This is a genomic window from Paenibacillus sp. MAEPY2, assembly GCF_000499205.1.
Classification (GTDB): domain Bacteria; phylum Bacillota; class Bacilli; order Paenibacillales; family Paenibacillaceae; genus Paenibacillus; species Paenibacillus vandeheii.
Window position 1 is genome coordinate 1 of record NZ_AWUK01000016.1, and the last position, 14,164, is coordinate 14,164.

Sequence of the window (14,164 nt, forward strand, 5' to 3'; positions counted from 1 at the left end):
AAAGTGCGTTGCAAGAGGTTGAACCTCTTGCAACGCACTTTTTAACATAGATTGGGTCATATTAATCTGAAGATTTGATTGTGATTGCTTAGTTAAATTGGCATTGAACTTTAATTAGTTTAAACTATAGTTTGTAGTTGGAAACAGAAATAGTAAATAAGAACGAAACTTTTCTGGAAGAGGTAGCTAAAATATGCGAGTAAAGAGATTCCATCTAGATGAAGAAGGTATCAATAAATTTTTTGGTTCTTTAGAAGCCAAAATTATGGAGATTTTGTGGAACAATAGCAAGATGACAATTAAACAAGTCCATGAGTTAATAAATGCAGAATCCCCCATCTCATTGAACGCAGTCATGACGGTAATGACAAGACTGACTGATAAAGATTATTTAATAAAAGAATCAAGTGGCCGGGGAAGAACGAGATTAACTTTTTTCTCAGCACCTACAACTAAAGAAGAATTTATTCAGGCGCAAACCCAAGCAGTCACTGATGGACTGATTGCTGACTTTGGTTCATATATGGTTCGTAATTTAATTGAAAGTTTGGACAAAGCCGACCCTGAGCTGATTCAACAACTAGAAAACAAATTGAAGGAATTAAAAAATGAATAGTTATTCGAAGATACTAATTGACCCAAAGCGGGCTTTGTTCGTGGCGATAGTTATATGCAGTTTGGTTATTTTTCAGATGGGCTATGTTATATATCATCAGCTTCAAGATGTACCAAGTAACGATAATATAATTTTATTGCTTCAGGCTACTATTACGGATATGTTTGTGAATCATGTAACTACCGAAATGATTATCAATGCTTTTATTGCCTTTTCAGTTATAACCTTTGGGTATCAAGTATTTAATCAATATTTACGTTATATGAATATGAAGAAACTCCTTTTCCAGATGGAGAAGTTAGAGTTATCTAATGGGTATTCAGAAAAATACAACTCCCTAAAAATAAAAATAAAAGTGGTATCACATCCAAACAAAATAGCAATGTCAGCTGGATTCTTTAAATCAGACATTATCCTTTCAACGAGTCTATTAGATCAATTTAATGATGAGGAAATTAGGGCAATTATTTACCATGAATATTATCATTGTACAAAACGTCATCCCTTTTACACGGTTATTTTAAAAATATTATCTGAATGTTATATTTTTTTGCCGGTAATAAAAAAATTAGCTAGCTACTATGAAGTTGAAATGGAATTAAAAGCAGATCAATTTGTAATAAATAAAATGAAAAGTACAAGACAGATAGGAAACGTTTTATTGAGTCTGATTAAGGAACATAAAAGGGAACCGATGCTTAAAGGTGTTCATTTAGCTCATGTAGCTATAAATTATCGACTGCAACAGATTATTTATCCTAATGCCAAGCTAACTGTCCCTATTTTAGAGACACATACGATTCTCGTCTCTATGATCACACCGATCGTTATGGGAATAATTCTGATAATCGACTGTGCCTAATATATATCTAAGTGAAAGCTTGTAACCTCATGACTTGAAGTTCTCGTTATTAAAAAGAATCGTGTGGGTGACCTCCCGAGAGTTAAACGTATGGCTACATCGGCAGATGGTGGTCCCTATCGCGAAGTAACCGTTGTGCATAGCGAAAAAAACTATGGTGCGCCGTCATTCCTCAAAGTAAATAAACGATTTTTTTCCTTATAGAAAAATGTGTAAATTCAAGTTGGTGTTTCCCTGGAAACTGGAGTGAGTTATCCCGTCGAACTAAAGATGAAAGCCATAGAAATGAGATTGGCGAGGTACCCTTGAAAGAAGTTATGAAAAAGCTGAATATACGGAATATCATATCTGAAAACGTGGATGGGGTAAGAAGAAGTTCATCGTCTGGAGCAACCCATAGGCAAGCATTATAAACTATGGCAAGTTGCACTCAACACAGGTTTCGATATAGATATCTTAGGATCACTGCTTGCTTCGATCAGAAGGTTTCATAATCTTTTAATTAATGATATTTCGTACTATGTCCAATATGTAAGATGAAACCTAAACTAGAAGATATTCCTAATGGAGTCGCTATTTTAGCGGCTTTTTTATGTTATCGGTACAAGTTCGTGTCCCGAGCCAAGGGTAAGAACTTGTACCGATTACCGATAAGGACAAGAACTTTTGATCCCATTATTTTCAATTATTTTTAGGATTGTTGTTGCGCTGATTGCGCAATTTACTGCACATAACTCAAGTTAGGCGTAGTTTATTTGAATTTCTTGCTAATATATCGACATAGTCTCTATCTCTACAACCGTGAACACTACATAACAAAATATTATTTTAATCTTCAAATTACTCTTCAACATAGAATGCTCCTGTTGGCGTGAATTTTCAAGGTGAACTTGAAGTTCAATATTCCTTTTGCTGAATCATGATAAAATAGATTTGTAGAGAAATTTGTTAGACTACGACTTGAGGGGGATAAAATGGAGACAGAGTTGATTTCCATAAGAGAAGAATACGAAGAACTTATTGGCCTAGCTTCCAACGCAACAGGAGTTGATAAAAGGCGCAGAGGATTTGCATTCGAGCGATTACTGTATAAGCTTTTTAATTTTGAACAACTTGAACCGCGCACAGGATACAGACCTTTGGGTGAGCAAATTGATGGCTCTATTTATCTTGACGGACGTATATATCTACTGGAAGCCAAGTGGCATGCAGAGCCACTACCAGCTTCAACCCTCTACCAGTTCAAAGGCAAGGTCGAAGGTAAGTTGGCAGGTACAATTGGAATATTTATTTCAATGTCAGGATATGCAGAAGACGCCGTTGATGCACTAGTTTTAGGTAAGACGCTAAATATTATTTTACTCGACCAAAGAGACTTAGATGTTGCTATAGCTCGTAGTCTTGGATTTACAAATGTTCTCAAACGTAAGCTTCGTATGGCTGCTGAGGAAGGAGCTATTTATTTCCCTTCTGAAGGTGAGATCGTGACCGCTGAAAAGAAAAAACTCGTAGAGATCGATCTTCTTCATTATGACCATGTCTCAGGTGGGGTAGTGACTACGCAAGCAATTGATGCAACTACAGCTGATTTATTAATTGTATGCGAAGGTGATACTGACCGTGAAATAATTGCCCTACTGTCTGAAAGGATTCTAGGTAAAGCGGGTTCAAATCGGTCAATTAAAATTACTGTTGCAAGGGGCAAGATCACAATTCCCCGTGTAGCGAATGCTTTGTGGAATACTTTTTATTCAGAATCTAAGGTCTTAATAGTGACCGATGGTGATGATGATCCTGTTAGGACAAAAGAAATGTTGCAGAAAGGCCTCGAATTTAACGAGTGGATTGCTGCTATCCCTAATCCTTCTATTGAAGTATGGCTTGACCTCGACGTTAGTCTGATGAAAAAATGGAGATTAGAGCATCGCCTTGAGCAATGTCGTCAAGCAGCGAGTAATTTAGAAATTGAAGAATTGCTGAAGAGAGATGAGCAGTTTGCTTTATTCCACGATGCAATCCTCGGGAAATGAGAGATCTTACTAGGTGAGAACTAGGAAATACTGCTGTTATAGAACCTTTATAATTTATTCAGGTAATTAAGAAACGATAATTGAAGGCTGATGCAAAGATGTTCTCACTGCATGTATCTCGCTAATTTTATTTTAAAGGAGTAATACATAATGAAACTATCAAAAGTCAAAGTTCTTAATTTCCGTAACTTAAAATGTATTGATATCAGTTTAAATAGAATTACGATTCTAATCGGTGAAAATAATAGTGGAAAAAGTAATTTACTAAAAGCCATCACACTTCCATTTTTAAACGACGAGGTAGGAAATTTAAGTAAAAAATTAGGATGGCATGACATAAATAATTCAGCTAAGGAAATGTATTTTAACTTTTTAAAGACAAACAAAGAACGAATAACGAACCAAGAAATAAACATAGAAGAGTTTATTAAGATTGTGCCTATAGTTACAGTAGATGTATCATTTTCTCCTGATGGATCAGACGAATATTACATACATAAATGGATTACTGCTATGGATGAAGAAGTGCCACAATACAGTATTCAATATAAATATGCTGTACAAGACCACCAAAAACTATTAGAACTAGTTACTAATATTCTGATGACGAACTCATCCATTGATAATATTAAAATGAACCTCCTACCCATTGAGTTTTACAAATATACGATACAAGTACCTCTCACAGAAGATCCAGTATCCTTTAGTGATCTTATTAATTTCAAATATAACTCCCTCGCTGCGGAGAGAGACGATTTTTCAATTAAGAATAACCAGTTAGGTTCTAGAGCTTTAGTGAATTTATTACAAAACAAGCTTAGTGATGAGCAGAAGGTAGCTGTAGAAAAATCTTATGAGGACTTTTTCTCAGATCTCAAGCACATCAGTAAATTAGAGGGAGTTTTTAATTGGCAAGAAGATTCTGCCTTAGAGAACGCAAAAGACTTTTTCAAAGAAATTACATTGCTCCCGAATATGCCAAGCATGGGTTCATTATTGAACAATCTAAGACTCGGTTTTGGCGAAGAATATTTGAACACTCAAGGATTAGGTTACCGTAACTTAATTTATTTGCTTGTGATGATAAATTCTTTAAAAGTACATACCGACAGTGCTTTAAATATATTAACAATTGAGGAGCCTGAGGCACATTTATGTGTCAGTAATGAGCATCTCCTTGCCAGTTTTTTTAATTCGATTTTGAATTCGAGTAGTAACTTACAGTTGTTCCTCTCAACACATAGCACAGAATTTGTTAATAAACTCGAATTACAAAACGTTGTTGTTTTAGCAAATGGATCTGCATTTTCTTTAAAGGACACAATTACCTCACAAGAATTGAACTATTTAGCCAAAAAGCCTAACTTAGATTTTCTAAAGTTTCTTTTCTCTAGAAATTGCATTTTAGTAGAGGGGCCCACTGAAGAGATGCTTATAAAGGCATACCTGAGTTCTAATGCTAATTCCTTGTACGATATAGAGGTTATAGCCTTGCATAAAGGCTTCACTAAGATGTTGGACATTTGGCTTAAAATAAACCAGTATACTACCAGTAGAATAGGAATTATTAGGGATTATGATGACCAACCAAATGCACAAATAAATCATGAAAGATATAATGAGTATTCAAACATATATGTAACGACAACAACTGAATATACTCTAGAACCAGAGTTCGTAAAGACGAGCACTAATTTTAAGAAAATGAATGAGTATTTTACTCAAAATCACGGGTGGGAGAAGTGCACAAGCCCTGAGGAGTTATCAGAACGTTGGAGATCGGCAAAAGCTTCTACTATGTTGAGGTTTTGTAGGGATTTTGGTAAAAATGAGCTTACCAATATAGTGCTACCTAAGCACATAGCTAATGTTCTTGAATTCTTAAAAAGTGGAGAGAAAAAATGAATATAATAGTTGCTGGAGCTGGGGCTGGGAAAACAACCTCTATGGCTAGTCATATTCTGAACCGGTTGGAAAAAGTTGAGGATGGAAAGATACTCTACGTAATTACTTACACTAATTCTGCAAAGAATAAAATTCGAGAATTGATTATTGAGAATAAAGGGATCATCCCGAAACAATTACGAATTGAAACCATCCATGCTTTCCTTCTCCATGAAGTCATTTACCCATTTCATCATTTACTATTCGAAGGACATTTTAATAGTGTTTCATATATAAATTTACCTACAAATAGAGCATTCTCTGCTGGGAAATTAAAGGAACTAAAACAAAATAATTATATCCACGTAGAGAAAGTGACGGAAACTGCTAAATGGATTCTGTGCAAGAAGACTGGTGACAATAGGTTAATTAAAGAGAAACGCGAAAAAATCATCAATACCATTTCAAGATATTTAGATTGTGTTTATATTGATGAGGCTCAAGACATGGATGAACATATGACTCAGATAGTCAAACTTTTAGATAATAAAGGGTTATATATATTCTTAATTGGAGATCCGAAGCAAGATTTACGTGGTCGTAATTTTTTCTCAAATTTGGTCATACAACATCAAGAGGCGGTTGTCTATGAACCTACTAATCATAGAAGTCCACTATCACATGTTAATTTCTCGAATCATTACATTCCTTTTGAACAAAAGCAAATTCCACTATCTAAGATAGAAGGGGAAATAAAATTTGTGCTCGAAAAAGAGATTGAATCAAGCGAAGATTTCTTTAATAACCAAAATTGGGATAGGATTTATATATATCAAAAAAACAATCGATTTAACACTCATGAAAAAGATAAAGCTAGCAATCATAATTTGATTTTTGAACTCGAGAAACTAATTTCTAGAACAACTGATAATGAGAAAGAAAGAAAATTAATTCAGTATGAATTGCTAAAAGATATTTTCTCTAGACTAAAAGATTCCAACAATAACGAAATATTATTACTCATAGAGAAAGTTTTAAATTTGAAATTGAACTCACAAGACAAAGCCAAGATACATGATTCATTGAAGATTGCTAATGAAAAATCCCATTCACCAGGTATTTTGGTAAACTCAATTGACTCTATAAAAGGACTAGAAGGAGAAAAGTGTTTATTCATTGTTACTACAGAAATTGCAGAGTATTTGCTTGGTATAAAAAAAGATCAGAATAAAATGATGAATTATCTATATGTAGCGCTCACAAGATCAAAGAGAGAACTTGTGCTATTTATCACCCTAGAGGTACACCTGAAATATACAATCCAAAACTGGGAGGCCTTTCTTTCTAGTAAAAAAATAAGTAAATACATCTCAGTTCCATTAGCGCCCTAGGAAGATTATTTAAATAACATGAAAGGGAAAAATAGAGTAATAATTGTACGATCAAAAAATCATACAGAGGAAGTGTTAACTTGATTAAAGAATACATAATACCCAATATTTCTATATATTTGGATTTGATAAGAACTAATGATTTTCACAATTATATTTTCAGAGGACAAAACGAAGCTTACAACGGAATTCAAGCTAGTGGTTTTAGATCATATTCAGGTAGCGCAGAGGCAAGTAAATATTATGATATTGAGGAAATGAAAAAGCAATTCTATAGTAAAGTAGTTAGAAAAATATCAGAAGAAGAGAAACAATATTTTTTAGCATTTTGCCAACATCACGGCTTACCTACAAATTTGGTTGACTTCACTACATCTCCTTTGGTCGCTCTATTCTTTGCTTGTTACGGAAAAGACCAACTTACTAGTAATGAAGCAGAAATCTACCTTATTAATAAGAAAAAGTTGATTGATATTACTCCATTACTTCTGCAGAATGAGAATTTTTTTGAATTGTTAATTCAAACTAAAGATGCTCAATTAAAGTTGTTTTCCAATTTACGAAAAATGTTCGCAAATCAAGCTCATGATTTGCCAAATTATATTAACAAACTGATCGAATGCTATGAATTAAACAATATAGATATCGATGGCGAAGAGCTGACTGAGAGTGTAGATCTGGATGAAGAATTCTTAGAGGATGATTATGACAATCTGAAAAAACTTACTGATTTTAAAGGGAAAAACGACGTTATCGAACTTTATTACTTTCTCGCTAATGAGATTTATGACGAAAATATTACTCATGGGGAAGTATATCACTTAAATAATGCAGAGTATTATTCTAATGAGGAACTGGGTATAAGAGTCTTTTTTGCTTTATTAATAAATTTGCTTCAGCTCCAATATAGAAACATTGATAAGCCCCTTAAACTGGATCTTAATGTTTACTTCACTTATCAACCTCCAGATCTTTTTGATAGAATTATTAATCAAAAGGGAATGTTCATTTACCAATTATATTTGTCAAAAACGGATGAACATAATAAACATAGAATGCTACGTTTTCAATCTATACAACCGGATTTTATTATTAAGATTCAGAATCATCAGGCAATTTTAAATGAACTCAACTTATTAGGAATAAATATCGAAAGTATTTATGGAGATTTTGATAACATTGCTAAATCGATTAAATTTAATCAACAGTATACTTTGAATTCTTAAAAAGAAAAGTCACAATTTAACGAAGTGAACTTTTTAATAATGTTAAGAAGATCATTTTTGACTTATTATTTAGAGACTAAGAGCATCTAACAGATCTAAGTAGTGGGGTCTAGCACATTCCTCCAAAAAAAAGAAACGTAAAGCTTAGATCCCTAGAAAGCTGCCGTTAGGCAGCTTCTTTGTTTTTTCTTTACTCAGATGATGAATAAATTTAATTTGAACCGTCAATACCATTCACTATCTTAAAAAAGGAGTAAACACATAGTGAGCATAGATAAAATAAGTCATTTTGTTCAATCACCCCACTACGAGGAGATGTTTTTCTCTGGAGCTAAAGTAAATATTCTAAGACAACTAATCAGTGAATATCAGGCTTCTCTTGGATTACAGCGGCTTGAGTGGGCTGAGCGGAATGTGGTCGGCAAATTCATTGCAACTAAACATTACGATTTGAATAATGATCAGTTATATGAGCTACTAGATAGTCATGGTGTGCTCCCTAAGACTGTTCGAATTAAATGGAATAGTTTAAATGAGCTGGAACAACACTCACTTCAGGAGAACTGTTTAGCCAGCAAGCCATACTTAAAATTCACTCCAAAGAGGATCAATCAAGAGGAACGTGATGGGGGACACATCAGCTACAGAAATGACTTGGTGAACTATGGCATAGACGGGTTATTAGCTAATTGGAAACAACAAAAATGGATCTACTCTAGGTTGTTTGATCAATGGAATGCTTTACGTGTTTCTGCTCTAACGGAGATGCTTAAGACCAAACAAATCACGATATCCCTGTCTGAAGGAAAGCTAAGTGTAGTTATACCTGATCCATGCGTCGATACTAACGCTGCATTTCAATGGGGAGGAACAGAACTACTACAGCGATGTGGAAAGATTGATATGGAACAAGTAAAGTTATTAGCAGCCAAAGGCTACTATTCGATGACTGAGGTTCAGAAACACTTAAAGGTAGTGGATGTAAGGACAAAGTATATTCTCCTGACATTAACAAGTGAACGTAATATGATGGAGGGAATGATTCAACAATCTAACCGGTATTCTTGGGTGAATCTACGTAGCCAAAAGGGATGGGAAGTTTAAATTGAATATGTAATAAAAAGCCGACGTCTAAAGACATCGGCTTTTTAGTTTAGTTATCAAAAATTTCAGATAAGAGCAGGTTAACCTTTTTGAGATCAGAAGACTTCATTGGCCAGAGCTTCTCATTGATCTCGTTTAATAGCTTTTCCTTGTCATTGTTTCCAACTTTAACATACTTACTGTAATGAAAAAGTTCGTGGACACTAACTTGGAGCGCATCTGCAATCTTTTGAAGGTTTAACAAGGTTATGTTTTTCTCGGCACGCTCAACGCCCCCAATATAGGAGAAGTGGAAGCCCGCCATTTCTCCTAATTCTTCCTGCGAATATCCTTGTTTTTTCCGTAATTCCCGGACACGTTGTCCCACTAATCTTAATACAGGTTCGTTCATTGCTACACCTCTAATTTAGTCTAAACAATGCGAAACCCTCGATACATTAATGTATATAGATTATTTTTAAAAAATGATAAGTTTATATATCATTTCAAATGGACATAAATAATAGGGGAGGTGGAGAGGATGAATGAAAAACTCAAACTCAAAGCAGGTATTGAAATTGCTACGGTAACGGCAAATGGAATTTTGTTTAACGGAAGAATGTATACCAATCGAGAAGTGATCAAAAAGAAGTGGTTTGACGCAGCTAGAGATCAAGGAGAGTGGAAGATTCCAATTGTTCATATCAAAGACTATCAAGAAGCAATTCTGATCATTTCTATAAAGTTTCAAGAGGTCAGTGTCGCTACATGGGTAAGCTTAGAAAAGAGAAACGTAAAGGATGTGAATGAGTACCACGATCGATTGAATCAACTAAAGCAGCTTAAGAAAAGCATTAGAAAACAGATAAACTAAATATAGAAAAAAAGCCTTGCTTAAAGCGAACAAGGCCCAATAGATCTATTATTTATTCATGTAAGCTCGACAAAATAAAGTACTTCTCAAGAGATTCAATATTTCGTTGGGCTAGCTGCTGTTTCAAATTGCGGATATTATTTGTTTCTGCATACTGAAAACCAAAAGAATGAGTAAGCTGGCGAACAGTAACCTCTGAAGTTCCAAATTTAGAAGCGTATTTTTTAACCATTGCCTGAATAGTACGCTTTGAAATTCGTTGACCATGTGATTCTCCGTTAGGTTTTGCTAAAAATAAGGCCGCCTCATCAGGATTAGGGGCATAAGTGCCAATTCTAACTTTCAAGTACTCATACAAAAAAGTTTTGGCACTTTCTCCAAACATGATTCGATGTTTCTTTCTTACTTGTGACTGTTGCCTGGTCACCATAACGTAGCCATCTTGGATGCAAATATCATTGAGATCCAGATTGACAATATCACTTACTAAGATTCCAGATTCCAATAACAAGGTGATGATGCTAACATCCCGGTTTCGATTTTGGTTATGAAACCATTGTGCTTGAGGATTATTTAGTTTTGACACGTCTTGTTGAACAAACTTAACGAATGCAGGGATTTCGTTGACACGTAGAATTTTGTCCTGCAATTGATGTGCGACTTCACTAGTGTTTTTAGGTCTTTTCATGGTAAAACTAGCAAAAACATTACGTCTTAAAATAGGGTTGCCGTCGTTATCAAATTCTTGATGTAGGGACCCAAACATGGATCGTAACGATAGAATTTTCCGGCACATAGAGGAATGTTGTAATTTCTTGGAATACGTTAAGTGATTCATATATTGTTTTACATGATCTGCATTTATATCATTAAACAAAGCTAAAGTCAGCTTACTTATTTCAACATGTGGCCATAGTTTTGGCGATATCCAGTTAAAGAATATACCAAAATCTCTTACGTACTCTAAAGCAGAAGAGGGAGAAAGGTTATTGTCTAACTTATTTTTTATGAAAATTTGTACGGGTTGAGGCATCTCATTCAATCGGATTAAGACTAGTTCTAAATCTTTACGTTCTTGTACTTTCATATTATCACGCACCCTTTGGTCCTTTTTCAGGTTGTGTTCCCACTGTGCTTATGTTTTATACATTCACGAGGTAATTTCTTAGGTCGGGTTATCATTTTGAAATTGTATTTTTAAACAATGTTTCAAGAGGCAAATTCAACGCTTCTAGAAGTAAATATAGATTATAAGCACTAATTACACGCCCACCTCTTTCAATATTAGCAATTGAAGATCGGGCAAGATGAAATTCCTGACATAGCTCCTCTTGTGTTTGATTCTTCAGCTTTCGAAGATCACGTAAACATCCTCCAAGCCATTTATAGAATTCTTTTTCAGACATCTTAGACTCCTCCATCTATCATTCTATTACTATTTAGTATGTTCATAGAGAGACAACATTTATACATAGATGTGTATAAGAATTTAATTTTTTGTTCATACATTAGAACAAGTAGGAAGGGATGATCATGATGGACAGAGGCGGATTCATAAAATATCAGCCAATTAAGATCCCGAGAGGAACAAAATATGGAAATAATTATTGGATTCCACGGGGAAATAAGATAGGAAAACGAACTCTTGATCTCTATAGTGATTTAGAATTCGAGCATTGGCTTACTGTGGAAACAAATCCTGAAGTAATTGGATACTGTGAGCAGCCTTTAGAGATATCATATCTCCTAAATGGGAGGCTGCGTAAATCGATCTTTGATATGTGGATTCTATATCGAGATCATTCTGAAACGTTTGTCGAAGTGAAATATGAAAAGGAATTAACTTCAACAGAGCCGAGGTATGATCGAACTAAACGTCAGATTGAGGCTCAACGAGAGTGGTGTAGAAAGAACAATATAGCTTATGAAGTTCGTACAGAAAAAACAATCAGAAAGGGGAGACACTCCATTGAAAATAGGATCGCAATTACGACCGCAGTACTAAACAGTAGAAAGCCAGTATGTACTTTAGAAGTACTACATAGCGTTTCTTTGCACAAGAAAACAATTTCAAATGTTTTTTGTGAATTACCTCAGTATCCAGAAGATCAGGTCAACCTAGCACTTAAATGGTTGTATTATGAAGGGCAGGTTTGTGCGAACATTGAAGATCAAATCTTTGGAAAGAGTTTGGAGGTTTATAGGAATGAGTAGAGAACGAGTGTATGAACAAAGCGGCTTAGCAATGGAACAAACGAATTTAGAATATTGGCCTACAGTTGATGAAAGCACTTTAGATGAATCAGAACGTTTTATATACATTAACCGTAAAAAAGCTGTGACAATGTATTTTCAAAGAGTCAGCTTAGAAGAAATCAAACAGGAAACCGGAATAGTGCGTCAAAACGTTAGGAGATTCACTAAACGTTGTATGCAATATGATCAAACAGGTATTGTTTGGGGATTTAGAGCATTGATTCCTCAAAAGAATGTAAAAGAATATCAATTGGATTTATTCACTAAGAAGCAGAACAACTTGCGAAGGACAGGAGAGTTCAATCGTTTCCTAGACAAATATCCTGATATTCGAGAGCTTTTAGAAGACCTTTTTCGTGGAAGAAAGGGACGCTCTATAGAACCAGTCATGAAAGTAAAGTACATTCATAAACGTTTCGTTGATGAATGCCGTAAGAAAGGAATTACACAAGCAGAATACCCCTTGAATACAGAATGGATGGGATATAAAGCAGTACAGCGGTATGTAAAACGGATTTCTTATGAATATTTTTCTAGATCTGCCGAACGACATGGGGACGATGCATTACAAAAAGCGAGACACGTTGGTGAAGGACAACAAAATCAACTTTCCAACTTGTTCCCCTTTCAGAAAGTCCAATTCGACGCCCACAGAATTGATGGTTACTTTGTGGTCGAAATACCTACTCCTGATGGGGATATTATGACTGAGGTATTAGAACGTTTCTGGGTTCTGACGATTATTGATGTAGCGACCAGAAATATTTTGGGATACCACATTAGTTTAAATCATGAATATAGTGCAAGTGATTTTATGCAATGCGCACGTAATGCTGTAATGCCACATAAACGATTAGAACTTACGATTCCAGGATTGTCCTACCATCCAGAAGGAGGCTTCCCATCAGAGAAGTTTCCGGAAATAGCCTGGGCTGTATGGGATGTTATTTGCTTGGACAATGCTAAAGCCCATTATGCTCGAATGGTGAAAAATCGCCTGGAGAACTTAATCGGTTGCTTCATGAATTTTGGACCGGTAGCTCTTCCCATGAGAAGAGGAATTATCGAACGTTTTTTTCAGACTTTAGAGGAAAACGGGTTTCACCGTTTACCTAACACTACAGGAAGTGGACCAAAGGATCCGAGAAGAAAAAATCCGGAACAACAAGCCATTCAATTGAATATCACTTATGATCATTTAAAACAACTCATTGATGTATTAATCTCAAATTATAATGGGACACCTCACGGTGGAATCTACCATCAAACTCCATTAGAACTCCTTGAGAAAAGAATGAACACCTCGGGGCTAATGCCACGAATTTTAGAGGAAGATAAAAGATCGGAGATACTCTTTATGCAAACGATACAAAAACGAACAATACGTGGATCATTAAAATCAGGTAAGAAGCCGTATATAGAATACGAAGGAGTTCCTTATCGAAGTGACAGACTTGCGAATTTAGCTTACTTGATAAATACCGAGATTACACTTCATGTGAACGTTGATGATCTTCGGACACTGAAAGCATTTCTACCCGATGGAAGCGAACTTGGATATTTGACAGCAAGCGGACGATGGTCTTTAACTCCACACTCTCTGCAAACAAGAAAAGCTATCAATTCCTTAGTAAGGAAGAAATTGATACATCTAACCACTTGGGATGATCCGATCTTTGTTTATACTAACTATATTATGAATCAAAAAAAATCTAAAAAAATGGTTAATAAACAGATCAAGATCATGGAGGAGAGTACGTATAAGCCTGACAACGCACCCAGTGAACAAAAAAAGGCTTTGGAAGAAGCTAGTTTCCAACATGAAAGGTTGGATAAAGTACGTCAAGAGCAAATGTATAAAGAACAGCTCAGTGAAATGGAAGATTACGATCGACTGGCCAAACAATTCAAAACCAAGATGTACTAATAAAGGAGAAGATCT

General features: G+C 35.1%; 13 protein-coding genes and 1 pseudogene. 11 read left to right on the plus strand and 3 right to left on the minus strand.

The features are described 5' to 3' along the window. Window positions 1-193 precede the first annotated feature (193 nt). The 8 genes and pseudogenes from P364_RS0114345 (at window position 194) to P364_RS0114375 (ending at window position 9,113) form a co-directional block, all read left to right on the plus strand. Window positions 194-616 carry a BlaI/MecI/CopY family transcriptional regulator gene (locus P364_RS0114345; RefSeq protein WP_024630797.1) on the plus strand — a complete coding sequence of 141 codons (423 nt, stop codon included), beginning with the start codon at window positions 194-196 and terminating at the stop codon, window positions 614-616. 40 nt (window positions 617-656) lie between these two features. Further along, complete coding sequence (locus P364_RS0114350) at window positions 657-1,478, plus strand: M56 family metallopeptidase (protein WP_161634268.1); 822 nt, start codon at window positions 657-659, stop codon at window positions 1,476-1,478. Window positions 1,479-1,712: 234 nt separating this feature from the next. After that, window positions 1,713-1,844, plus strand: a pseudogene (locus P364_RS38225) (IS3 family transposase); the annotation flags it as partial. 608 nt (window positions 1,845-2,452) lie between these two features. After that, complete coding sequence (locus tag P364_RS0114355) at window positions 2,453-3,508, plus strand: TOPRIM nucleotidyl transferase/hydrolase domain-containing protein (RefSeq protein WP_024630799.1); 1,056 nt, start codon at window positions 2,453-2,455, stop codon at window positions 3,506-3,508. Between the two features lie 150 nt (window positions 3,509-3,658). Further along, a complete protein-coding gene (locus P364_RS0114360; protein ID WP_024630800.1) occupies window positions 3,659-5,413 on the plus strand; it encodes an ATP-dependent nuclease in 1,755 nt (584 codons plus the stop codon). After that, complete coding sequence (locus tag P364_RS0114365; protein ID WP_024630801.1) at window positions 5,410-6,783, plus strand: UvrD-helicase domain-containing protein; 1,374 nt, start codon at window positions 5,410-5,412, stop codon at window positions 6,781-6,783. The genes P364_RS0114360 and P364_RS0114365 overlap by 4 nt, the downstream gene beginning before the upstream one ends. Before the next feature lie 80 nt (window positions 6,784-6,863). Continuing rightward, window positions 6,864-8,009 carry an FRG domain-containing protein gene (locus P364_RS0114370; RefSeq protein ID WP_024630802.1) on the plus strand — a complete coding sequence of 382 codons (1,146 nt, stop codon included), beginning with the start codon at window positions 6,864-6,866 and terminating at the stop codon, window positions 8,007-8,009. A gap of 264 nt (window positions 8,010-8,273) precedes the next feature. After that, window positions 8,274-9,113, plus strand: coding sequence for a hypothetical protein (locus tag P364_RS0114375; RefSeq protein WP_024630803.1), 840 nt, complete (start codon window positions 8,274-8,276; stop codon window positions 9,111-9,113). Window positions 9,114-9,162: 49 nt separating this feature from the next. Here the strand turns inward: P364_RS0114375 and P364_RS0114380 are convergent, their stop codons facing one another. Next, window positions 9,163-9,504, minus strand: a complete 342-nt coding sequence (locus P364_RS0114380) for a helix-turn-helix domain-containing protein (protein ID WP_024630804.1) — start codon at window positions 9,502-9,504, stop codon at window positions 9,163-9,165. Between the two features lie 129 nt (window positions 9,505-9,633). On the opposite strand from P364_RS0114380, the gene P364_RS0114385 reads away from it, so the two are divergent. Next, entirely contained in the window at window positions 9,634-9,966 is a 333-nt protein-coding gene (locus P364_RS0114385; protein WP_024630805.1) for a hypothetical protein, read from the plus strand. Window positions 9,967-10,018: 52 nt separating this feature from the next. Here the strand turns inward: P364_RS0114385 and P364_RS0114390 are convergent, their stop codons facing one another. Both P364_RS0114390 and P364_RS0114395 read right to left on the minus strand, forming a co-directional pair. Further along, window positions 10,019-11,053, minus strand: a complete 1,035-nt coding sequence (locus tag P364_RS0114390; protein WP_024630806.1) for a tyrosine-type recombinase/integrase — start codon at window positions 11,051-11,053, stop codon at window positions 10,019-10,021. A 91-nt stretch (window positions 11,054-11,144) separates the two neighbouring features. Further along, on the minus strand, window positions 11,145-11,372 hold the full coding sequence (locus P364_RS0114395) for a helix-turn-helix domain-containing protein (protein ID WP_024630807.1): 228 nt from the start codon (window positions 11,370-11,372) through the stop codon (window positions 11,145-11,147). A 127-nt stretch (window positions 11,373-11,499) separates the two neighbouring features. Between P364_RS0114395 and P364_RS36175 the strand changes: the two genes are divergently transcribed. After that, window positions 11,500-12,180 carry a TnsA endonuclease N-terminal domain-containing protein gene (locus P364_RS36175; RefSeq protein ID WP_024630808.1) on the plus strand — a complete coding sequence of 227 codons (681 nt, stop codon included), beginning with the start codon at window positions 11,500-11,502 and terminating at the stop codon, window positions 12,178-12,180. Continuing rightward, entirely contained in the window at window positions 12,173-14,149 is a 1,977-nt protein-coding gene (locus P364_RS0114405) for a hypothetical protein (protein WP_024630809.1), read from the plus strand. Before P364_RS36175 ends, P364_RS0114405 begins: the two co-directional genes overlap by 8 nt. Window positions 14,150-14,164: the final 15 nt, after the last annotated feature.